The 21,914-nt window shown below is 39.6% G+C and carries 21 protein-coding genes; 8 read left to right on the top strand and 13 right to left on the bottom strand.

All coding sequences use genetic code 11. The features are described from left to right. Positions 1-237: 237 nt before the first annotated feature. Genes OQX64_RS13315 through OQX64_RS13290 form a run of 6 tightly spaced genes read right to left on the bottom strand, consistent with a single transcriptional unit; the run spans position 238 to position 6,337 of the window. The gene (locus OQX64_RS13315) at positions 238-1,584 is read right to left on the bottom strand and encodes a DUF58 domain-containing protein (protein ID WP_265819152.1); all 1,347 of its coding nucleotides are present in this window, start codon (positions 1,582-1,584) and stop codon (positions 238-240) included. A 41-nt stretch (positions 1,585-1,625) separates the two neighbouring features. Then, entirely contained in the window at positions 1,626-2,603 is a 978-nt protein-coding gene (locus OQX64_RS13310) for an AAA family ATPase (protein ID WP_088299634.1), read from the bottom strand. After that, positions 2,584-3,774, bottom strand: a complete 1,191-nt coding sequence (locus tag OQX64_RS13305; protein WP_265819151.1) for a DUF4350 domain-containing protein — start codon at positions 3,772-3,774, stop codon at positions 2,584-2,586. The genes OQX64_RS13310 and OQX64_RS13305 overlap by 20 nt, the downstream gene beginning before the upstream one ends. Beyond that, a complete protein-coding gene (locus OQX64_RS13300; RefSeq protein WP_088299632.1) occupies positions 3,771-4,505 on the bottom strand; it encodes a DUF4129 domain-containing protein in 735 nt (244 codons plus the stop codon). Before OQX64_RS13300 ends, OQX64_RS13305 begins: the two co-directional genes overlap by 4 nt. Position 4,506: 1 nt before the next feature. Then, positions 4,507-5,382: a hypothetical protein gene (locus OQX64_RS13295; protein WP_088299631.1), complete on the bottom strand. Its 876-nt coding sequence runs from the start codon at positions 5,380-5,382 to the stop codon at positions 4,507-4,509. Continuing rightward, on the bottom strand, positions 5,375-6,337 hold the full coding sequence (locus tag OQX64_RS13290) for a stage II sporulation protein M (RefSeq protein ID WP_265819150.1): 963 nt from the start codon (positions 6,335-6,337) through the stop codon (positions 5,375-5,377). Before OQX64_RS13290 ends, OQX64_RS13295 begins: the two co-directional genes overlap by 8 nt. A gap of 142 nt (positions 6,338-6,479) precedes the next feature. Between OQX64_RS13290 and OQX64_RS13285 the strand changes: the two genes are divergently transcribed. Then, positions 6,480-7,223 (top strand): RDD family protein, encoded by a 744-nt coding sequence (locus OQX64_RS13285; protein ID WP_265819149.1) that lies wholly within the window; start codon positions 6,480-6,482, stop codon positions 7,221-7,223. A gap of 5 nt (positions 7,224-7,228) precedes the next feature. Here the strand turns inward: OQX64_RS13285 and OQX64_RS22455 are convergent, their stop codons facing one another. The 5 genes from OQX64_RS22455 to OQX64_RS13260 form a co-directional block, all read right to left on the bottom strand. Further along, positions 7,229-7,549 (bottom strand): DUF2752 domain-containing protein, encoded by a 321-nt coding sequence (locus OQX64_RS22455; RefSeq protein ID WP_265819148.1) that lies wholly within the window; start codon positions 7,547-7,549, stop codon positions 7,229-7,231. Between the two features lie 15 nt (positions 7,550-7,564). Beyond that, positions 7,565-8,080, bottom strand: a complete 516-nt coding sequence (locus OQX64_RS13275) for a DUF5684 domain-containing protein (protein ID WP_265819147.1) — start codon at positions 8,078-8,080, stop codon at positions 7,565-7,567. Between the two features lie 85 nt (positions 8,081-8,165). Continuing rightward, on the bottom strand, positions 8,166-8,825 hold the full coding sequence (locus tag OQX64_RS13270; RefSeq protein WP_265819146.1) for an SGNH/GDSL hydrolase family protein: 660 nt from the start codon (positions 8,823-8,825) through the stop codon (positions 8,166-8,168). 131 nt (positions 8,826-8,956) lie between these two features. Then, complete coding sequence (lipB, locus tag OQX64_RS13265; RefSeq protein WP_088299625.1) at positions 8,957-9,685, bottom strand: lipoyl(octanoyl) transferase LipB; 729 nt, start codon at positions 9,683-9,685, stop codon at positions 8,957-8,959. Between the two features lie 12 nt (positions 9,686-9,697). Beyond that, positions 9,698-10,345 carry a 4'-phosphopantetheinyl transferase family protein gene (locus OQX64_RS13260; RefSeq protein WP_265819145.1) on the bottom strand — a complete coding sequence of 216 codons (648 nt, stop codon included), beginning with the start codon at positions 10,343-10,345 and terminating at the stop codon, positions 9,698-9,700. A gap of 72 nt (positions 10,346-10,417) precedes the next feature. Here OQX64_RS13260 and dcd point away from each other — a divergent pair, with 72 nt between their 5' ends. From dcd to purD, 5 genes are all read left to right on the top strand, one after another. Next, complete coding sequence (dcd, locus tag OQX64_RS13255) at positions 10,418-10,954, top strand: dCTP deaminase (protein WP_088299623.1); 537 nt, start codon at positions 10,418-10,420, stop codon at positions 10,952-10,954. 80 nt (positions 10,955-11,034) lie between these two features. Then, on the top strand, positions 11,035-13,728 hold the full coding sequence (locus OQX64_RS13250) for a TonB-dependent receptor plug domain-containing protein (protein ID WP_265819144.1): 2,694 nt from the start codon (positions 11,035-11,037) through the stop codon (positions 13,726-13,728). Positions 13,729-13,809: 81 nt separating this feature from the next. Next, entirely contained in the window at positions 13,810-14,571 is a 762-nt protein-coding gene (locus OQX64_RS13245; RefSeq protein WP_265819143.1) for an enoyl-CoA hydratase/isomerase family protein, read from the top strand. Between the two features lie 136 nt (positions 14,572-14,707). Continuing rightward, the gene (locus OQX64_RS13240) at positions 14,708-15,568 is read left to right on the top strand and encodes an SDR family oxidoreductase (RefSeq protein WP_265819142.1); all 861 of its coding nucleotides are present in this window, start codon (positions 14,708-14,710) and stop codon (positions 15,566-15,568) included. A gap of 169 nt (positions 15,569-15,737) precedes the next feature. Continuing rightward, positions 15,738-17,009: a phosphoribosylamine--glycine ligase gene (purD, locus tag OQX64_RS13235; protein ID WP_088299620.1), complete on the top strand. Its 1,272-nt coding sequence runs from the start codon at positions 15,738-15,740 to the stop codon at positions 17,007-17,009. Between the two features lie 83 nt (positions 17,010-17,092). Here the strand turns inward: purD and OQX64_RS13230 are convergent, their stop codons facing one another. Beyond that, positions 17,093-18,238, bottom strand: coding sequence for a TlpA disulfide reductase family protein (locus OQX64_RS13230; protein ID WP_265819141.1), 1,146 nt, complete (start codon positions 18,236-18,238; stop codon positions 17,093-17,095). Positions 18,239-18,309: 71 nt separating this feature from the next. Then, complete coding sequence (locus tag OQX64_RS13225) at positions 18,310-19,491, bottom strand: formimidoylglutamase (protein WP_265819140.1); 1,182 nt, start codon at positions 19,489-19,491, stop codon at positions 18,310-18,312. Positions 19,492-19,562: 71 nt separating this feature from the next. On the opposite strand from OQX64_RS13225, the gene OQX64_RS13220 reads away from it, so the two are divergent. Together OQX64_RS13220 and OQX64_RS13215 are read left to right on the top strand one after the other, a co-directional pair. Then, positions 19,563-20,525 carry an NAD-dependent epimerase/dehydratase family protein gene (locus OQX64_RS13220; protein ID WP_265819139.1) on the top strand — a complete coding sequence of 321 codons (963 nt, stop codon included), beginning with the start codon at positions 19,563-19,565 and terminating at the stop codon, positions 20,523-20,525. Continuing rightward, positions 20,525-21,826, top strand: a complete 1,302-nt coding sequence (locus OQX64_RS13215) for an HAD-IB family phosphatase (RefSeq protein WP_265819138.1) — start codon at positions 20,525-20,527, stop codon at positions 21,824-21,826. The genes OQX64_RS13220 and OQX64_RS13215 overlap by 1 nt, the downstream gene beginning before the upstream one ends. The last annotated feature ends 88 nt before the right edge of the window (positions 21,827-21,914 follow it).

Raw genomic sequence — 21,914 nt, 5'->3', positions numbered from 1 at the left:
AAGCGTTTGGAGTTTTGGGCGTAAATAGACTAATAAATTCAAGCAAAGGATTAACCTGACTTTAACCTCATCACCTCATCTTTAAACTATTGAAAGTCGGTAATTTATTCCGGCTGATGAAGTTTTGATGGGTTGTGTGCCTAGAAACTTCGTCAGTTTTCGAGCGGCAATCTAAACATCTAAAATACTTATAATCCTTTCAGGTCAGTGAATAGGCTTAGGACTCCTGACTAAAGACTAAATCCGCTGTTGTGCTTTCAAAGCCAGGTACTGATTAATCACGTTCACGGTCAACTTTTGCGGTGGTGTAAGTACGGAAAGAATGCCATGTTTATTCAGCTCTTTAACCATTAACTTTTTCTCATAGATAAATTTTTCAGCAATGGTTTGGTGGTAAATGCCCTCTATATCTTTTGCCGGTTCGGTACTCAATGCTTTTAATTCCGTGTTTTCAAAGAAAACCACCAAAAGCAAGTGGTATTTAGCTATTCTCTTTAAATAGGGAAGTTGTCTTTGCAATGCCGATAAACTTTCAAAGTTGGTGAAAAATACCAGTAGTCCACGTTGTTTCACGACAGTCCTTACCGAACTGTACAAAATTTCGAGATTGCTTTCCAGGTATCGGGTTTTCTCTTTATACAAAACATTCATGATGGTGCCTAACTGAGAAGATTTACGGTCGGCAGGAACGATTGCTCCGATCGTCTCTGATATGGTAATTAAACCTGCTTTATCTTCTTTCAGCATGGCCACTTTAGACAGTGCCACACTGGCGTTAATGGCATAATCCAGTAAGCTTAAACCTTCAAAAGGCATGCGCATCACCCTTGATTTATCAATCATGCAATAAATATTCTGGGCACGTTCATCGGTGTAGGTATTCACCATTAATGCGCTTTTTCGCGCAGTAGCTTTCCAGTTAATGGTTCGGATATCATCTCCGCCAACATAGTTTTTGATTTGATCAAACTCACTGCTTTGGCCAACTTTTCTTATTTTTTTAATGCCAAATTCTGTGAGGTAGCGCGAAACAGCCATCAATTCATATTTACCCAGATGGATAAAGGAAGGATAAACGGGTAATACTTTAGCACCATCAAAGTTATACCGTCGATTGATTAAACCAATGGGTGATGATGTGAAAATCCTGATAAAGCCAAAATCATATTCCCCGCGTTTGGTAGGCCGAAGGTTATAATGAATGGATTTAATGGCTCCAGGCTGCAAACTTAGTCTGAAATCTTTATTCCGCAGCTGAAACTGAAATGGAATTTCGTCTATTACACGAAGCTTTATTTTAAAGCCATACTTATTTTTAACCTCAATCTGAACGGGATTTTCATCGCCATTGCTTAAACGTTTTGAGGTGATTCTTTTCGCTTCAATCCCTTCCGAATTTCTGTACTGAATCAATATATCGATAAACCATAATACCAATAGCACACCTAATGCTATCTCTGGAATTTCGCCCAGCCAGGAGAAAAAGAACCTCAGCAGGAAAAGTATAATGCAAAATCCCAGTGCCGCAAACAGGCGGTCTGTCAGATAAAGGTTTGTATAATATTGCTGAAAGAATTTTTTCAAAACAGGATTGACGGTTTAATCGGTTAACATTTTTTATTGAACTACCTGGGTACCTCTATCTTTTTAATAATCTGGTGAACGATGTCGCTGGTGGTTAAACCTTCCATTTCTTTTTCAGGTGAGAGCAAAATCCGGTGTGCCAGCACAGGTACAGCTACTGCTATAATATCGTCAGGTGTTACAAAATCGCGGTTTTGAATGGCTGCCAGTGCTTTAGCACTATGCACAATCGCTAAAGATGCCCTTGGCGATGCACCCAAATATAGCGATGGATTGTTCCGGGTTTCATTTACAATTTTAGCAATGAACTCCAGTAATTTCGGTTCTACAAACAGACTCCGGATGATGGATCTGGCGTCCTGAATTTGTTGGACTGATAAAACCGCTTTAACATCTGCCGCCAGGCTTTTATTTACCAACGTGTGTTGCGCCATTAAAATAGCGGTTTCTTCTTCCAGAGAAGGATATTTAACTTCAATTTTAAATAAAAACCGATCCAGCTGCGCTTCAGGTAAACGGTAAGTTCCTTCCTGTTCGATAGGGTTTTGGGTAGCCAGCACCATAAAGGGTTCATCCATCAGGTAAGTTTCGCCATCAATGGTAACCTGCCGCTCTTCCATTACCTCAAACAAAGCCGATTGTGTTTTTGCCGGGGCACGGTTAATTTCATCTACCAGAATGATATTTCCGAAAATCGGACCTTTTCTAAATTCGAAGTCACCGGTTTTGGTATTAAATATAGGTGTTCCCAATACATCTGAAGGCATTAAATCCGGTGTAAACTGCACCCGCGAAAATTGTGCATCAATGGATTTGGCCAGTAGCTTTGCGCTCAATGTTTTGGCCACTCCCGGCACGCCTTCAATCAGGATATGTCCATCAGCCAGTAGGCCAACAATCAGAAAGTCGATTACTTGCTTCTGTCCGACGATGATATTGCCCAACACATTTCTGATTTGATCTACTGCTGCGTTTAGTACGCTTAAATCCGTGCGTGGGTTAAATTGTTCCTGCTCCATTGCGTTGCGTATTTTGATAAAACTGTTCTATACTTTGGTTTAAATTAATAAGTTCATGGTCGCTTAAATTCGCCATGGCAGGCATATTCATCATATACCTGGTTAGGGTTTTAGCCAATGGTTCATTGATGCCTGTTTTCTCCATCATCAGCTTAGCGAAATTCGCATCAATTTCATTCGTTTTGATATAATACCTGGATCGTAAATATTCCAGAAAGTAATTCATTTTCTTCATGGCAATATCCTGATTGTTTCTTTCATGGTAGTAAACACTGCCTACTACGTTTACAAATTCAACTGATGTATTTGTCATCGGATCTACAACCGGAATAATGCGTTGTTTGCGTTTGATTTCAAAAAGTACAAAAATAATCAGGCTGAAGATGGTCAGGTAATAAGCCCACTTCAATTCGGGATGTGCAAAAAATACCCTTAAAACATCAGTAGTTTCAGTCTTCTTTGCAGAGAAATATTCATCCAGAATGACTGTTTTCCTTTTTTGAAGATAACTCAGTGTCTTCGCACTATACTCTGCTCCATATTTATCCAGCAATACAAAATTTGTATAAAACCCGGGTTCTGCAATCAGAAACAGTGATCCCTTACCAAAGTTAAAGCGGATAAAATTCGGTTGCTGACTGGCATTAACGCCTAAAACTATCGTTTGCTTTGCATCAATATTGCCAAAATACTGCGTACCTATACCGCGTTCAAAGCCATAACTGGCATCGGTTTTCAAATTAGGGTTGGTGAAATTTAGCGCACTGCCATTTCTGGAGATGGTGCCGGCAGTATTGAAATTTAAGAATTTTTCGAGTTTTCCAAAATCATAACTGGCAATAAACAAATCATTCCCGGCCTGCATATATTTTTTGATCTGTTCGAACTCATATTTTTCGAAATTCACATTTTGTGCTATAATGATATAGGCAGATTGATTATACCGGCTGTTTTTAAGGGTATTGTATATGGTCTGCTGCGTTGCCTTTACACTCGCATTGGGGATGATGTCCTTTATTCTATGGTGAAGAATATAAGTGCCGTAAGGAATTTTATCAGTGGAAAGATAGGTTGGCTCCCAATTGGTAGGTACGGGCTTATTGTACTGCGCCATTAAATAGGCAAAAATCAGTATTAATCCGAGCGCGAAGTAAATTTTAAAGCTCCTCATTTTATCTGGTTGTTAAAATGGTTAAATGATTGCTTTATCGGCTCAAATTTTTGTTCGTCTATGGGGAAATCTCCATACCAGATGTAATCAAACTGAAGGGTTAACTGGCTAAAATCATTCTTTAGTTCCGGTTTGCTGATTTCCGTTAAATAATTGTAATTGGTTTTATCTGGTTGCCATTGAATCAGCTGGGCATCACTCAATTTTTTTAAAGCCCTTAAATACAGCAACCTCACGGCAAGCCGGAATTTACCCTCGCTTATTAAGCGATGTAGTTCTTTATCGTAATCTATTTCATGAATATTTTCGTTTAAAACGTCGTATGGTAAAATGGTTTCCAGCGGTTTTTTGCTGAAGATATTTTTTGCACCGATCATTTTAATAACCAGAAAAGCCAGTAAGGCAATACCCAGGCTAATAAAGAAATATTTTGACACTGAATTAGATGCTGCGCCAACAAATATTTTGCTGATCATTTTCCAGAACCACATCCAGAATCTTTCCCAAAGCGAGAGTTGCTGGCCTTCAATCTGATCATACTGAAATTCCTTTTGCTCTTTGTAATCGCTGATGGCACGTTTGTCGAACTTCGATGGCGTAATCTGGCTGCTATCGATTTTCATCTCCTGTTTCTCCTGCTTTGGTTTAGCAGCATGAGCCTGGGCTTTGCTGATGACCGGCATAAAAAAGAGTAAGCCAATAAGAAGATAATGGAGCAGAAATTTCGACATTTTAGTATTCTTCTGGGCGGGTATCAATTGGTTTTTCTGAAGTTCCGAAATTTGAGATTCTTTCCATTAAACCTACATTTTCTTTTTCCTCAATTAAATTAAAATACATGAGGGTAATGGTAATCACGGGCACAATCGTAAATACCTGGCAAAGTGACTGCAGTACAGTACTGATCAGGGTTAAGGTTAATGACATGTGTACTCCTTTACTGGAAAACATTCCGATCATACCAAATAGTGTGGTGGGCAATACAATCATACTCATACAGGCGTAAATAATAATCCACACCACAATTAAAGTTCCGAAAGTAATCCAGAAATGATCTTTGATGAGTTTAAAGCTCCTGCCGAAAGCATAAGATAAAGAGGCATTCTCAATCACCATAATCGGAAACATCAGGGCCACAAACGGGAAAAGGTAAAAACCAGGAACGAGGCAAAAGATAAAGCCTACCAGCACCATCAGCAAGAGTAAAATGGAACTGCCAAAAACCCTCCAGAAATAATATTTGAAGAATCCCCAAACTTCTTCCGTGGTGGGTGTTTGATTCCCCTTTTGTACATAAATAGCAAGGTAAGAAAGAATAGCCACCGTCATGCTGGCGTAACTGGCTAATGAAAAAATAATAGAAAGGAAATATTCAATTCCGTACAGTCCGAGTCCGGGCGAACTAGCTCCCGTACCCATGGTGTTGATTACGTTAACCGTTTTATATTGCTGCATTAACATGGTAGACATGCTGGCCAGCACAAACAGCCCGCAAAAGATAAAATAAGTTTTAATCAGTGGCTTAAAATTTTGCCGCATAAAGGTGAAGGTATCATTAATAACCTGACCAAAATCCCTTCGTTTTTTAAATTCAATATTTTCAGTCATATGAGTTGATTAGCGTTTGTTTATGATTAATTTTTGATGGATAGATAAAAACATACCAGATGATAAATGTAGCTGATGATAACAAAATCATCAGGCTGATGGCCATTGGCATTTCGGTATGGCGGGTCACAAAACTTTCAAAAAAGGCGGCTACAATAAAGATTGGGATCAGGCCCAGTACCATTTTTAATCCATTTTTTGCACCTTTTAAGGTAGATTCCATTCTGGTATAGGTTTTAGGGAAGAGAAAACTATTTCCCAAAACCAGGCCGGCAGCTCCTGCCAGAACGATGGCAGAAATTTCCAGGGTTCCATGAATCCAGATCACCAGTACCGACTGTAAACCCAGTCCTTTGCTAAAAAAGAAATATTGGAATGAACCCAGCATAATGCCATTTCTAAATAAGGAAACAACAGATCCGAATGAAAAAATAATGCCCAATATAAAGGTGTAAAGCGCAACATAAATATTATTTGCGCCTATCTGTAAAAACATCAGGAATTCATTTTGCTGTTTGTAAACCCCAAAGGGATCACCTTTTGCAATATTTTCATTGGTCATGTTTACATAACCATCGCCCATAATCAGGCGTACAAAAGTATCATCATATTTGGCAGATAAGGCACCAATGGTACATGAAATTAAAAAAAACACCAGGGCATACAGAATCTGTTTTCTATGAAGGAAAAAGATAAGCGGAAGTTCTGTTTTCCAGAAATGGAAGAATCGGTTTGATTTTTCTTTCTTGTTTTTATAAACCGACTGATGCAGTTTGGAGGCCAGCCCGTTTAAATAAGCTGTCGTTTTAGAGTTGGGATAAAATGTTTTAGCATAAGCCAGATCATTCGTTATTTCTATAAACTGATTGGCCATTTCATCAGGATTGGCATGTTGTATCGCTTCAAAGCGTTTCCATTTTTCTGTATGCTGTTTAACAAATAATGCTTCTCTCATTTAAATGGCTATCCAAATCCCGGGTTAAAATAGTTAAATTTTAACAGATACAAAAAGCGATCCATAAGATTAGTTTGCCGCAATAGAAAAAAACTGATTGTAGTTAAGCGCATTTATCCTTAAAAAAAATTATGTTTGAAATATGGATACCATCAAAATCAGTACCGCCCAGAATATAGATATTGAATATGAAATTGCCGGTTTGGGCGAACGGATTGCTGCACGGTGTATTGATCTGGCTGGTTTTGCAGTACTTTATTTTCTGGCAACCATTATCGGGTTAATTGCAGCTTTCAGCCTGTCGTCAACTGGTTTATATGTCGTACTGATTTTATATGTCGTGATGATTGTTTTTTACGATTTGGTTTGCGAACTGTTTATGAACGGACAAACCTTCGGCAAAAAGGCATTGAAAATAAAAGTCATCAGCCTGGATGGTAGCCAACCTACCTTTGGGCAGTATCTTCTAAGGTGGTTATTCAGGATGGTCGATTTTGGCATTCCTTTCGGTTGGGGAGTAGTGGCGCTGATTGCTGTGGTAGTCACTGAAAATCACCAGCGCGTTGGGGATATTCTGGCAAAAACCACACTTATTAAAACGAAACCCCGCACCGAAATTCAGAATGTGGCATTCAATTTTAGCCTGCCTGATGAATATCAGCCTGTTTTTAAAGAAGTGCTCCACCTGAACGATCGTGATATAGAATTAGTTCATGAGGTGTTAACCAGTTATTACCAAACCGGAAACCCTGAGCTGATTTATACTATGGCTGCCAAAACCAAAGCACATATTCTGGTTAATATCCCTGCCGGGATGAATGAATTGCAATTCCTGGAAACGGTGTTAAAGGATTATAGCCACCTGACTTCAAACATGAGTGTTTAACCAGCTTATTGGATAAACATTTTATAGATATAAGAAATCATAACGAAATTCCCTACAATCAGCATAAGTGTTTTAAGCACCAATGATTGATGTTTGACCGGAAATTTATACAATATTCCGGCTGTCAGGAAAAGAAATATTAGTGGAATCGTAGGAGGATAAAGCATCCAGCTGGTTTCAAAGTCACCTTTGCACATTGCAATCAATGATCGTTGAAAACCACATCCGGGGCAATCAATTCCCGTCAGTGCTTTAAAAGGGCAGGTTAATAAATGATTTTGCAGCCAATCAAAAAAGCTGATTGAGCTGCAAAATATAAATGTCATTGTAATCAATTGAGTTTAAACATTACCCTGACCATCATTCGGATTTTGTTTATTCCCGAAAGGATCATTAGGGTTGTTGAACGGATTATTTGGAGTATTAAACGGGTTGTTCGGGTTATTGAAAGGATTGTTTCCGAAACCACCGTTTTGCGCTTCAGCTGCAGATGGGCCTAAGTATTTAGCATCTCCAAAACCTAAAATCGGCCAGAAAATGTATGGAAATAGAAGCATTCCAACAGTAAAGCCTTCTGATTTACCAAAGCTTTTGCTTACCAAATTGTATAGCCATACGATAAAAACAAAATTTACACAAGGAAGGATTAACCAAAGCACCCAGATCATTGGTTTTCCAACAATTTCAATCATTACAATAAAATTGTAAATCGGAATGATTGCCGCCCAGCCAGGTTTCCCGGCTTTCTCAAATACTTTCCACATACCAACCACCCATAGTACAATAATCGCCAGGTATAAGATGACCATACCCGTACCAATTCCCGCGGCTATTCCGCTTGCTTCATACTCATTCATAATTTTCTGTTTTTTTAAGGTTTTAGATTTAAATAGTTAAACTAAAGTAAAATTTTTATTTACAATTACCTAACTATTTGTCTGATTAGTCCAGTGCTTTTAAAACCTTTGGGGATAATTCAGCAGCCCAGCTGGCATACATTTTACCACTGGGATGTAAGCCATCTTTAGCTATGAGCCCTAAATCTGTAGCTGCATTTCTTGAAGCAGGTGTAATATCGGTATAACTCACGCCAGCCGCCAGCGCGATAGATTGATTAACGGCATTAAATGCATCAATTTCTTTTGCAATGGTGTTAATGTCTTTACCTGAACCTTTTCCAAAAGGAGTACTGCCCCAATCGGGGATAGAAACCACAAAAACACGATCTTTTCTCCCGCTGGCAAAAGCAATTGCGTTTTGTAACAATGCGGAGAACTCTTCTTTATAACGCTCAATCGGGTAACCTCTATATTGATTATTCACCCCGATTAATAGCGTAACGAAGTCATATTTTTTTTGAATATCAGCCTGCTTAATGGCGCTTTGCAGTTCATCGGTAGTCCAGCCCGTTGTGGCAATAATTCTTGGAGATGATACATCTAAATTTTTTGCGCTTAATAAGTCTTGTAGCTGAAAAGGAAAGGATTCCTGTGGTGCCACAGCTTCGCCAATGGTATAGGAATCACCCAGGGCCAGGTAAGATAGTTTTTCTTTAGGTACAGGCGTGGTGACGGCTGGTGTGGTTTGATCAGTAGATAACATGCTTTTTTTTGTAGTGCTAGCCCAAGTTAGCAAAGAAAATAAAATAACCGGAAACAAAACTTTCATGCTCTTATGTACGCAAAACCAATTACAGGGGTTTTGAAATGATCAGGATTGTTTTTTGGATGTAGTTATATGAGTTTCATTTTAAAAAGATCAGCAATGTGCTGCTTCAATTTACCCTTTACCGCTTCCATATCCAATTTATAGCCCAGTTCTTTTTCTAAAGATGTCACTGCTTTATCATCAATACCACAGGGTACAATGTTCTTAAAATAATCCAGGTCTACATTTACATTAAAGGCAAAGCCGTGCATGGTTACCCAGCGACTGCAACGAACGCCCATGGCGCAAATTTTTCGTGCTTTTTCATTGTCTGCATCCAACCATACACCAGTATAGCCCGGGTAGCGGCCAGATTCAATACCATAATCTTTTAGGGTTAAAATAACAGCTTCTTCAAGCGTGCGGAGGTACAAATGGATATCAGTAAAAAAATTATCCAGGTCCAGAATCGGATAACCCACAATTTGCCCGGGCCCGTGATAGGTAATGTCTCCTCCACGGTTAATTTTATAATAAGTAGCTTGTTTTTCTATAAGACCGTCTTCATCCAGTAATAAATTGTCTGGATGTCCGCTTTTACCTAAAGTATAAACATGAGGGTGTTCGTTAAAAATAAGGTAGTTAGGTGTAGGCAATTGCGTACCATTAACCCTGTTTTCGGTTTTCAGGGCTACTGTTTTATTCAGCAGGTTTTCCTGCCTGTCCCAGGCATCCTGGTAATCAGTTAAACCCCAATCGATAAATTGGGTAGGTACCCGTTTAACTTCCAGGGCTTTTTCTTCCAACTCACTCATTTTTATCAAATTTTACGCTTTGTTTGCCACATAACCCAGCATATAACCGTCATTAGTTTTAAAGTAATTAACCGTTAATTCCCTGGTGCCTCCCGGTAACTCCACCAGGGCATTTAAATTTCCTTCAGCCTTTAGCTTAAAAGGTTTAATATGAATATCTCTTTTAAATTCGAGTCCTTTTTTGCCATGCCATTTATAGATGGCTTCTTTAGCACACCAGGCTACATAGAGGCCTTCTGTATTGTTGCCAATTTGCTTCTGGGCAAGTTCAATGTCGCTCAGAAATTTATGTTTAATGCTTTTAATCTTATGTTTAATCAGTTCAATATCTACACCAACGGCAAATTCCTTACTAATGATCACTGCAGCATAATCATAAGAGTGACTTAATGAGATCTGATAATCAGAATTTACCAGGTAGGGTTTGCCGTCATCATCGAACTGGCAATCAATATAATCGGCTGTATTGAGCATTTTCCGCAGCAAAAGCCGCGTACTTAGCCAATGCAAGAGCCTTTTGCCGTTATTGAAGGAAGAAATAATATCGCGTTCGTGTTGCTTGAGTTGGAGGCCGGCCAACATTTCTTCCTCGGTTTCTTCAATTTTCCAGATGGCCAGAACCGAATGGTCATCAAGATTTTTATTATAAACTATTGGCATCTATAAAATTGGAGATTGGCATGCAACATTATCTTAATTTATTAATAATTTAGGCCAAAAATACGCATAAAAATGATATTATCTGACAAAAGGATATTGGAAGAAATTGATAAGGGTACCATTATCATTGAGCCTTTTAAACGCGAATGCCTGGGAACTAATTCATATGACGTTCATTTAGGCAAATACCTGGCTACATATAAAAGCCGCATTTTAGATGCAAAAGCACATAATGAGATCGAACATTTTGAAATCCCGAAGGATGGTTATATCCTCCATCCCGGTACGCTGTATTTGGGGGTAACCCTGGAGTATACCGAAACACATAGCCATGTGCCTTTTCTCGAAGGAAAAAGCAGCACCGGCCGGCTGGGTATCGATATCCATGCTACCGCTGGTAAAGGGGATGTTGGTTTCTGCAATACCTGGACTTTGGAGATATCAGTTGCACAACCGGTGAAGATTTATGCCGGCATGCCCATCGGGCAATTAATCTACTTTGTAGTGGAAGGAAACATTGAAACCATGTACAATACAAAGGGCAATGCAAAGTATAATCATAAAACAACCCGTCCCGTAGAAAGTATGATGTGGAAGAATAAGTTCTAAGCTAAAATTCATAATACCTTCATTATTATATGCCTTGAGTTTTGTACCTTGAGGCATATTTTTATTATAGCTTTCTTAAAATGAAATTAAGCATCAGGCTCGTTCTCAGTTTTCTGTTGATAATCCTTGGCTTTTCAGCCTTTAAAATGGACGATGATCCGTTTACACAGCTACTGAAGAAGCTGGAAGATTATACCAACAAATATCCGCAAGAGAAAGTGCATCTTCATTTAGATAAGCCTTATTACGCCATTGGCGACGATATCTGGTTCAAGGCCTATGTTTTAGATGCCAAATCTTCGGCACCATCAGCCTTAAGTGAAATACTTTATGTAGAGTTGATTAACGAGAAAGATTCTGTTAAAAAGCAGCTGAAACTGCCTGTAGTGGGTGGCATTACCTGGGGGGATTTTAAACTTGCTGACACGCTTTCTGAAGGCAATTACCGCATCAGGGCTTATACCAATTACATGCGGAATTTCGGCACAGCCTTTTTCTTCGACAAAAGTATAAAAATTGGAAATAGCTGGGCAAATAAGGTTTTCACTGACACACAATACGATTTCAAAAGAGAAAATAATACGGATAAAGTTACAGCAACCATTCATTTTGAGGATAAAGTAGGTTTAGCTTATAAAAACAGTGAGGTAAGTTATGATGTACAGCTGGATTATAAATCAGTTGAAAAGGGAAAAACAAAAACGAATGTAAATGGTGATGCCGTAATTACTTTTGTAAATACAACGGCAAATTCAAATAAATCAGGGAAAATTATAGCCACCATTACGCTGGATAATAAGCAGAAAGTGGTAAAATCAATCCCCATTACATCTACTTCAAATGATGTTGATGTTCAGTTTCTGCCCGAAGGTGGAAATTTAATAGAAGATTTGCCGCAGAAGATCGCCATTAAAGCGGTAAATGCCGCTGGCCACGGTGAAAATGTAAAAGGAACAATCGTTGAGGATAAAGGGGCGGAAGTCACCGCTTTTGAAACCACATACCTTGGGATGGGCAACTTTATTTTTAATGCCCAGGCCGGTAAAGTATATACCGCTAAAATCAAGTTTGCCGATGGTTCTTCAAAGGATATTAAAATGCCGTTAGCGCAAAAAAGCGGTTATGCCATTGCGATTAATAATTTAGATACAGCAAAAGTTTCCCTTAAAATTATGTCAAGTGCTGATTTGGTTAACGGAGCAGAGTTAAAAGTAGTAGGACAGCAAGCCGGAAATATATGCTATGTATCTAAAGCAAAAATGGATAAACAGGTGCTGATGGCTAACATACTGAAGAAGAATTTACCAAGTGGCATTGTACAATTCACCCTTTTCTCCGCTACTAATGAGCCTGTAGCAGAAAGACTGATTTTTGTGAAAAATAAAGCAGATCAACTGGATATCGCTTTAAATACGACAACAGTCTCAAACAATAAAAAAGCAAAAACAACGGTAACGTTCGATGCTACAAATCAGCAAAAGCCCGAGGTGAGCAGTTTCTCTGTGGCAGTTACCAATGCCAGTAAAGTCGCTCCTGATGAGGACAATGAGACCAATATTTTAACCTCATTCCTGTTAACTTCAGACCTTGCCGGCTATGTGGAAAAACCAAACCATTATTTTTTAAAAGATGATGTTGCTACGCAAAAAGAACTCGATAATTTACTGCTCACACAGGGATGGAGAAGATTTTTATGGAAAAATGTGATCAGTGGAGTTGGTCCTTCCATAACATACGGTGCAGAAAAATCTTTAGCCATATCCGGTACCATTATGAAGGGAAACAAACCGGTTGCCGGTGGAAAGGTGATGTTAATGGCTACTAAAGGTTCAACTTTTATCATAGATACGGTAACCAATGCAGAAGGTAAGTTTGTTTTTGATCACCTGAGTTTTGGAGACAGCACCAAATTTGTGGTACAGGCCCGCACTAAAACAGAGCGGAAATTTGTAGATATTAACATCGATATGGTGCCAGGTCAGGTGGTTACAAAAAGCAAAAACAGCCCTGATATAGAAATCAATGTCAATAACAGCCTGATGAAATACATTAAAGAAAGCGATAACTACTTTAATGAAATGACACGTTTAGGCTTATTGGGCAGAACCATTAAACTGGATGAGGTGACGATTACAGAAAAGAAAAATCCGGCTAAAAATTCAGCGAATTTAAATGGTGCAGGTCGTGCAGATTTTATCATGACCAGTGAAAATTTATCAACCTGTATTACCTTATCGCAATGTTTGCAGGGCCGTTTGCCTGGGGTGATTTTCAGGGGAAGTGTGCCATACCTGATGAGAAGCCAGAATACGCCCATGTCAATTGTTTTAGATGGGATGCGGGTAGAATCCGAATTTCTGGATAATATCGTTCCGAATGATGTGGAATCTATAGAATTGTTAAAAAGTATCGGCAACACGGCAATTTATGGTTCGCAAGGCGGGGGCGGTGTGCTGGTTATTACCACTAAAAGAGGCGGGGGAACATCCAATTACAACCGTTATGCACCTGGAATCGTAAGTTTAAATCCAAAGGGATTCTCGGTTTCGCGGGTGTTCTATTCTCCACAATATAATGAGGATGCAACAAATAACAAAGGCAAAGATTTAAGAACAACCATTTATTGGAATCCTCAGGTCATCGCACAGCAGGATGGAAAAGCCAGGTTTGAGTTTTACAATGCTGATGAACCCGGATCATACCGAATGGTCATTGAAGGTTTAGATGCCTCCGGTCATCTGGCAAGAAAAGTGTATACTTATGAGGTTAAATAAATAAAAATAGATAAATTTGGTTATTATGCAAGCATAGTTTATTTTTTCAGTGCTTGATGTTCAAATCCTGATACTATTAATATGAATACAATTAAAGTAAGTGTAAAAGACCGCCTGGCTACCATTACCCTCGATAAGGGGAAATCAAACGCACTGGGTCGGGAATTAATTTCCGAACTGGATGATATGCTTAAAAATATTGCTGCTGATGACAATATCGGTGGTGTCATCTTAACCGGAAAAGCACCATTTTTTTCTGCAGGTTTAGATTTAGTGGAACTTTATGGTTACAATGAAGCCGAAGCAAAATCATTTTTTCAACTCTTTTTTAAATTTACAGCAAATCTGGTGGCCTTTAAAAAGCCGATGGTTGCCGCAATTAGTGGGCATAGCCCCGCAGGAGGTTGTGTAATCGCTTTGGCCTGCGATGCAAGAGTAATGGCTGAAGGTCAATACATCATCGGACTGAATGAGGTGCCTGTAGGCATTATCGTTCCGAATAGCATTTTTCAATTGTATTCCTTTTGGATTGGAAAAGGAGAAGCTACCCGCAGTTTATTAACAGGGAAGTTATTTAGTCCGGAAGAAGCTTTAAAGGTTGGCTTGATTGATGAGCTGGTTAAGAATGAAAGCCTGCTTACTGCGGCTGAGCGGAAAATTAAAAAGTTTATGGAACAGGAAAGCAATACCTGGTCGCAAAGCAAGCTCAATATCCGTGAAGAATTAATTGCAGCGATGACTGCCGATCAATCTGTTACGTTAGAAAAGATCTTGGCACAATGGTGGTCGCCTGGTACAAGGCATATTTTAGAGACCATTCTGGCCAATTTACAGCGTAAATAGCCTGGATTTGAGGTATTTGGTGTCAATGATTGATTCCCCACCTTGGCAATTTACCAGTGCAAACAATTTAGCGATTAAACAACTCACAAAACTCAACTCACCAACTTACCCTCATATGTTAAACTACAACTCACCCATGCTCAGAGAAGATGCTTTAAAAGGAAAAACCATTGTCATTACCGGTGGCGGAACGGGTTTGGGGAAAGCAATGGGCATTTATTTTCTTAAGTTAGGTGCTAACCTGGTCATCACCAGCCGGAAGCAGGAAGTTTTGCAGAAAACAGCTGATGAGATGGAAGAAAAAACCGGCGGAAAGGTGTTAGCTGTTGCCTGCGATGTTCGTGATGCAGAACAGGTGGATCATGTACTGGCGAAAACACTGGAACGGTTTGGGTCTGTTGATGTATTACTAAATAATGCTGCGGGAAATTTTATTTCGCCTACAGAGCGTCTGTCAGCCAATGCTTTCTCCTCAATTATTGATATCGTTTTAAAAGGTACCGTAAACTGTACTTTGACTTTCGGGAAACACTGGATCAAAGAAAAGCAAGCGGCTACGGTTTTAAATATTGTAACCACCTATGCCTTCACCGGTTCGGCCTATGTAGTGCCTTCTGCCTGTGCAAAAGGTGGTGTCTTGGCATTAACCAGATCGCTTGCGGTAGAATGGGGAAAGTATGGTATAAGAACAAATGCTATTGCGCCAGGACCATTCCCAACAAAGGGCGCATGGGAAAGATTGTTGCCAGGCGATTTAGCTAAAAAGTTTGATTTTAAAAACCGGGTGCCACTTAAAAGGGTAGGGGAACATCAGGAACTGGCTAATCTTGCTGCCTTCCTTGTCAGTGATTTTTCTGGATATATTAATGGAGAAGTGATTACCATTGATGGTGGTGAATGGCTTCAGGGGGCCGGACAAATGAACGGCCTGGAAGCCATTCCAAATGAAATGTGGGACATGCTGGAACAAATGACCAGAAGCGCTAAAGGAAGTTAAGCTTTAAGACTAAAGCGAAAAGCTGAAAGTTTATTTTTATGTGTGGTGAGGTAGAGATCTGATTTCAGAAAAATCGACTAAATACTTACCTCCCGATACTTAAATCTTAATACTTTATACTCATATACTGATACGCACATCTTGCTGCTAAAATATTATCTTTGCCCATATGAATATCTTACTTTTAGGTTCAGGCGGCAGAGAAAGTGCATTTGCCTGGAAAATGAGCCAGTCTGCGCACTGCGATAAATTAATTATTGCACCCGGAAACGGTGGTACCGGAATTTATGGTACTAATATCAACATCAACGTAAATGATTTTGATGCCATAAAAAAGATTGTTCTGACTGAAAACATCGGATTGGTGGTAGTTGGTCCGGAAGAACCTTTGGTAAATGGTATTCATGACTTCTTCCTGGCTGATCAGGCCATTGCACATATCCCGGTTATCGGGCCTAAAAAGGAAGGTGCAATTTTAGAAGGAAGCAAAGATTTTTCTAAACAATTTATGGATCGCCATGGTATTCCAACGGCCGCTTCAAAATCTTTTACCCCCCAAACTTTAGCAGAAGGTTTAGCCTACCTGGAAACGCATGCATTGCCTGTGGTTTTAAAGGCCGATGGTTTGGCTGCGGGTAAAGGGGTTCTGATTTGCACAGAAACAGTTGAAGCTCAGGAAGAGCTAAAATTAATGCTTGGTGGTAAATTTGGTGCTGCCGGTGCAACTGTTGTGATCGAAGAATTTCTAAGCGGCATTGAACTTTCCGTATTTATTTTAAGCGATGGCGAACATTATATCACCCTGCCTTCAGCGAAAGATTATAAAAGAATTGGCCTGGCTGATACCGGCTTAAATACAGGTGGTATGGGCTCAGTTTCTCCCGTTCCATTTGCCACGCCTGATTTTCTGCAAAAAGTTGAAGAACGCATTATCAAGCCTACTGTTGAAGGCTTAAGAAAGGATCATATCGATTATACAGGCTTTATTTTCTTCGGATTAATTAAAGTAGGTGATGATCCATTTGTAATTGAATACAATGCCCGCATGGGAGATCCGGAAACGGAAAGTGTTATTCCCCGCATTGAGAATGATTTAGTAGAACTATTCCTGGCCACGGCCAACAAACAGTTAAACCAGGTTGATCTGATTATTTCCGGGCAAACGGCTGCAACTGTAATGATTGTTGCCGGTGGTTATCCTGGTGAATATTTAAAAGGTAAAGCCATCAGCGGCATTGAAAACCTACGTCATTCCACTGCTTTTCATGCTGGTACGCTTTTAGATAACGATGTCGTAAAAACGAATGGCGGCAGGGTAATTGCCATTACCAGCTTGCAGGAAGATTTATTTACTGCTTTACAATCAGCCACTGCTGATGCCGGTAGAATTTACTTTGACGGGAAATATTTCAGGGAAGATATCGGATTCGATTTAGTTTAATCCTTTAAAATAAAAATACCCCAACTACCCAGGTCATTTAATTTAAATCTGTGTAGTTGGGGTTAGTTTTGAAGCCGTAAAACTTATTTAGACTTGCTTCCCAGTAATTCCTGAAGCTTATCCTGTAAGGCCTGCTCTCTTAATCCTTTTGCTATAATTTTTCCAGTGGGATCAATCAGGAAGTTTGCCGGAATGGATTGAATGCCATACATTTTAGCCACCTCGTTATCCCAGAATTTTAAATCTGATACCTGAGTCCAGGCTAGTTTATCGTCAGCAATGGCCTTTAACCAAGCTTCTTTTTTGCCTGGACGATCTAAGGAAACGCCCAAAACAGTAAATCCTTTATCCTTGAATTTATTGTACGCAGCTACTACATTTGGATTTTCCTGACGACAAGGACCACACCATGATGCCCAAAAATCAACCAGTACGTATTTACCTTTAAAATCTGATAATTTCACCGGTTTGCCGGCAGTATCTGCTTGTGTAAAATCCATCGCCATTGCACCAACAGCAGTTTTTCTTCCAGCTTCAAATAACTGTGTAAGTTTTTTACCGGCAGGGCTTGATTTTAATTCTGGTGATAAAGTAGAAAATGCCTTCTCTGCGGCGGCTGCCTGATCAGGGTCGCCAGATAATTGACCGATGGCACTTAAACTGATATATGATTTTGGATTTGCATTTGCAAACTGTAATAAAAGTGGTGTTAAGCCTGCAGCTGCTTTATCATAGCGGGCGCTTAAAGCTTCCATTTTTTCTTTGTTTTGTTTTTCTTCAGCAGTATAGCCATTGTATTCTGCATTAATCGCCATCAGCTGATCATTCACGGGCTTTGTCAATGCCTTTAATTTCTTTGCATCATCATTAACAGGCGAACCACTGATGGTTGCGTTTTTTAGAGAATCTGCAGCAGCTAGCTTGATGTTTCCTGGTTCTACATAGATAGATAAACCATCTAGTTTTTCACCTTGTGCCGGACGGTTAACATAAGGGTTCTTATTCAGATATAAACTTCCTTGTGCCGGGCTGGCAACTGTTCCCTTAAATGCAAAAGCACCATTGGTTACCGTAGTAGAATCGGTAATGTTTTTGCCGTCATTCTGATAAATCAAATAGATTTTATCGCCGGTTTTCAGGCCTTTAATTTCGCCATTCAACGCAAATGGTTTTTGCGCAAGTGCTGCCAGTGGCAATAATGCCATCGCAGAAAATAGTATTTTTTTCATAAGTTAATTTGGTTCAACTGAATTCAAATATAGTGATATTGTATTCCTTAAACGAAAAGGGGTAAATAAAATTATGATAGCTTTTGATAGGTTCTCCACCATAAATCGGGTATTTCTCCGTTTACGGCAGTTTGGTAATCATCATAGCGGCATGGCACTAAATGATAGCGTTCATTTTTAGATTGGCCCGATGGATAGGGTACCTGCATCCACCAGCGGTCGGATTTTTTGCTTTTCACAAACATCATTTCACCCGAGCCATCTTTCAGGCTCGTTCTGTAAATCATGAATTGTGATTTTGGGGTAAGCGGAAAATCTTTTTTGCGGGCATAAAATCCATCTACAAAATACCAAACCATCTGCGCCAGTAAAAAGGCCGTCTGTCCGTTATTGTCGTAGGCCGGATTAAATTCATAAAAGCCAATAGAGGTGAGCTTATCGTTCATGCCTGCATAACGCGAAATCCGGCAGGCTTCCTCACCATCAAAACCATTTGGCGTGGCGTTCGCATTGGCTGCCGCATCGGCAGCGCGTATGGCACCCAAATCAAAACTGATCATGTTCGCATTGCGGATAATCGGTTCAGTTAAAGTAATGTCCTGGGCAAATTCACCTAAACGGTGTACATCGAAATATAATTTGTCCATCACGCTTAAGCTTTCCTGATTAACAAAGTAAGTTTGATAACCTATATTGCTGTAGTTAAATAAAAAGTTAGGCTGATGTAGAAAAATCTTATTGAGATAGCAATCAGAGCGGGTTTCAATGCCCTCACTTTCATCATCACCAATGTCGAATTGATTATCAATCACCACCAGGTCTACCTTTTGCTCCAGGTCTTCGTAACCTAAATATTGCGCATAGGTTAAATCCTGCCCGCCACCAATAATAACAGGAATAATATCCTTTTTGATCAACTCGGAAACCACCATTTTAATGGCAATATAGGTGTCGGCGATGGTTGCACCATGTTTAATGTTGCCCAAATCAACTATTTTGCTGGCAAATGCACCTTCGTTTAATTTGTAGAATTTCTCCCTGAAATAATCAGGTGCCAGGGCACAACCTTCATTGTTTACGGCGCCTCTTCCATCAAGCACACCAATAATGGCTAAATCATAGGTCTGTGCTTCAACATCAGGAAAGGTAGTGGTGTAAACATGTGCTTTTAATCCCAGCTGGCTGGTAAAAAAACCTTGTTTGGGGGTGAAACTATCGGGGTTTACCGGGGAAAAGAAATCCGTTAACGACATATATTTAAAACTCTCGCCCCAAATATCTATTTTTGAATGCGTATTTCCACATATAGCTCAAAAAAAATAAAATGATACTGGTAACCGGAGGAACAGGATTTTTAGGCGCCGAATTAATCAAACAGTTAACCCATCAGGGGTTGGCTGTTCGTGCTTTGAGAAGAGAAAAGTCTAAAATTCCTGATTCACTAAAAGAAAATGTAAGGGTTGAATGGTTTACAGCAGATATCAATGAGCCATCTACCCTTGAAGAGGCATTTTCAGGTATTACCCAGGTTTACCACTGCGCTGCATTTGTATCACTTAATTCGAAACATAAAAAGCAACTCTTTCATGTTAATATAGATGGTACTTCAAATGTGGTCAATCTTTGTATGGAGAACAAGTGCCGGCTGTTGCACGTCAGCTCCGTTGCAGCTTTAGGTATTGCCAAAAAGGGAAAGCAGATTGCTGAACAGGATTTCTGGGCATATGATTCCAAAACACATGCTTATGGGCTTTCCAAATATGAAAGTGAAATGGAGGTGTGGCGGGGCATTAACGAAGGACTTGATGCTGTAATCGTCAATCCTTCTGTAATTATGGGGAAAAATGCAGGTTTTGAAGGCAGCGGCGCTATCTTTAAACTGGTAAAGGAGGGTTTTCCTTTTTATACCAATGGTGCATCAGGTTTTGTAGATGTAGAAGATGTAGCGCAATCGATGATCTTGTTAATGGCTGCTGAAGTTTCCGGCGAACGTTTCATTATCTCTTCTGGCAATATGCATTACCAGGAATTATTTACGCAGATTGCACAGGGTTTTGGCGTAAAGCCTCCTGCTAAGGAAGCTAAGCCATGGATGCTTGGCCTGGCCTGGAGGGCGCTCCGTCTGATATCCGTATTTACCAGGCAGGAACCATCTATTACCAAAGATACCGCGAGCAGCAGCATAACATTAAGTTATTATGATAATCATAAAGTGGTGCAGCAAACCGGCATACATTTCAAACCGGTAAACCAGATCATCACTGAAATTACCCAATATTTAAAATAATGCCTAAACAGAAAGCATACTACATTATCGATTTTGACAGCACTTTTACCCAGGTAGAAGCATTAGATGAACTCGCCAGGATCTCTTTAAAGAACCACCCGGATAAAGAGGCTATTTTCCAAAAAATAGAAGATTATACTAATTTTGCTATGGAAGGAAAACTGTCGTTTTCAGAAAGCCTGGCACAACGCGTAAAGCTTTTGGAAGCTAATGAAGAGCACCTTAAATTGCTGATCAAACACCTGAAGAAAAAAGTATCTACGTCTTTTTCCCGCAATGCCGAATTTTTTAAAAAGCATGCTGATGATGTACTAATCGTTTCTGGTGGTTTTAAAGAATTCATCACGCCGGTGGTAAGTCAGTACCATATCAAAAAGGAAAATATTTATGCCAATACCTTCGTAACTACAGGTGACGGAAAAATTATTGACTACGATCATGCCAACCCTTTAAGTGAAGAAGGAGGGAAGGTAAAGTTGTTGCAGCATCTGAAATTAGAAGGTATGCTGTTTGGCATTGGCGATGGCTACTCCGATTTTCAATTGCGGGAAAGCGGGCTGATTAATAAATTTTTTGCCTTTACTGAGAATATCGCCCGTGAAAGTATCGTGGCAAAAGCGGATCATGTAACACCAAGTTTCGACGAGTTTTTATATGTTAACGATTTGCCCCGTGCAATTTCTTATCCGAAAAACAGAATCCTTTGCCTGGTTATCGGGGATGTTGATCCGGCAACCATTACCATCTTAAAGAATGACGGACTTGCTATCCGGCAGAAAACATCTTTTGAAGAAAAGTATGTGAAAGACGTGGGGATGATGATCCTGGCAAATGGCGAAAGGCTGACTAAAGATCAGTTGAGGGACGCTGTTAAACTCAAAACTATTGGATATTTAGGCAGTGCGAAAAACAAGATAGATTTTGATGTTTGTACCAGGCAGGGTATTGTGGTATTTGATGATCCTAAAAATAATCCGCGCAATATCGATTTTATCCCTAAACGGGTGGCAGATTTCATGAACACCGGGGCAACTTATCTCAGTAGCAATTTTCCTAATTTACAGTTGCCGAAAATTGATAAATCACATCGTTTAATCCATATCCATAAAAATGTTCCCGGGATTATGGCGCAGATCAATACGGTTTTCGCAAAACACGATATTAATATTGTCGGACAGTTTTTAATGACCAATCCGGAAATCGGATATGCCATTACTGATATCAATGCCCAATATGATAAACAATTATTTAAATCGCTTAAGAAAATTGAACATACTATAAAATTCAGGGTGTTGTATTAGGGTAGTTCCATATTTTGCTAATTATGGCTTTAGAAAGAATTTGTCAAAGCTGAAACTAAAAATCGTCATTGCGAGGAGGAACGAAGAA

Origin of the sequence: Pedobacter sp. GR22-10, assembly GCF_026239715.1 — a bacterium.
Taxonomy (GTDB): domain Bacteria; phylum Bacteroidota; class Bacteroidia; order Sphingobacteriales; family Sphingobacteriaceae; genus Pedobacter.
The sequence above is the reverse complement of the archived record's forward strand: the minus strand, read 5'-3'. Positions and strand labels throughout refer to the sequence as shown.

Excerpts from the sequence above, each read along its gene's own strand:
- OQX64_RS13310 (WP_088299634.1), bottom strand. The coding sequence starts at position 2,603 with ATGGAGCAGGAACAATTTAACCCACGCACGGATTTAAGCGTACTAAAC.
- OQX64_RS13305 (WP_265819151.1), bottom strand. The coding sequence starts at position 3,774 with ATGAGGAGCTTTAAAATTTACTTCGCGCTCGGATTAATACTGATTTTT.
- OQX64_RS13300 (WP_088299632.1), bottom strand. The coding sequence starts at position 4,505 with ATGTCGAAATTTCTGCTCCATTATCTTCTTATTGGCTTACTCTTTTTT.
- OQX64_RS13295 (WP_088299631.1), bottom strand. The coding sequence starts at position 5,382 with ATGACTGAAAATATTGAATTTAAAAAACGAAGGGATTTTGGTCAGGTT.
- OQX64_RS13290 (WP_265819150.1), bottom strand. The coding sequence starts at position 6,337 with ATGAGAGAAGCATTATTTGTTAAACAGCATACAGAAAAATGGAAACGC.
- OQX64_RS13285 (WP_265819149.1), top strand. The coding sequence starts at position 6,480 with ATGGATACCATCAAAATCAGTACCGCCCAGAATATAGATATTGAATAT.
- OQX64_RS22455 (WP_265819148.1), bottom strand. The coding sequence starts at position 7,549 with ATGACATTTATATTTTGCAGCTCAATCAGCTTTTTTGATTGGCTGCAA.
- OQX64_RS13275 (WP_265819147.1), bottom strand. The coding sequence starts at position 8,080 with ATGAATGAGTATGAAGCAAGCGGAATAGCCGCGGGAATTGGTACGGGT.
- OQX64_RS13270 (WP_265819146.1), bottom strand. The coding sequence starts at position 8,825 with ATGTTATCTACTGATCAAACCACACCAGCCGTCACCACGCCTGTACCT.
- lipB (WP_088299625.1), bottom strand. The coding sequence starts at position 9,685 with ATGAGTGAGTTGGAAGAAAAAGCCCTGGAAGTTAAACGGGTACCTACC.
- OQX64_RS13260 (WP_265819145.1), bottom strand. The coding sequence starts at position 10,345 with ATGCCAATAGTTTATAATAAAAATCTTGATGACCATTCGGTTCTGGCC.
- dcd (WP_088299623.1), top strand. The coding sequence starts at position 10,418 with ATGATATTATCTGACAAAAGGATATTGGAAGAAATTGATAAGGGTACC.
- OQX64_RS13250 (WP_265819144.1), top strand. The coding sequence starts at position 11,035 with ATGAAATTAAGCATCAGGCTCGTTCTCAGTTTTCTGTTGATAATCCTT.
- OQX64_RS13245 (WP_265819143.1), top strand. The coding sequence starts at position 13,810 with ATGAATACAATTAAAGTAAGTGTAAAAGACCGCCTGGCTACCATTACC.
- OQX64_RS13240 (WP_265819142.1), top strand. The coding sequence starts at position 14,708 with ATGCTCAGAGAAGATGCTTTAAAAGGAAAAACCATTGTCATTACCGGT.
- purD (WP_088299620.1), top strand. The coding sequence starts at position 15,738 with ATGAATATCTTACTTTTAGGTTCAGGCGGCAGAGAAAGTGCATTTGCC.
- OQX64_RS13230 (WP_265819141.1), bottom strand. The coding sequence starts at position 18,238 with ATGAAAAAAATACTATTTTCTGCGATGGCATTATTGCCACTGGCAGCA.
- OQX64_RS13225 (WP_265819140.1), bottom strand. The coding sequence starts at position 19,491 with ATGTCGTTAACGGATTTCTTTTCCCCGGTAAACCCCGATAGTTTCACC.
- OQX64_RS13220 (WP_265819139.1), top strand. The coding sequence starts at position 19,563 with ATGATACTGGTAACCGGAGGAACAGGATTTTTAGGCGCCGAATTAATC.
- OQX64_RS13215 (WP_265819138.1), top strand. The coding sequence starts at position 20,525 with ATGCCTAAACAGAAAGCATACTACATTATCGATTTTGACAGCACTTTT.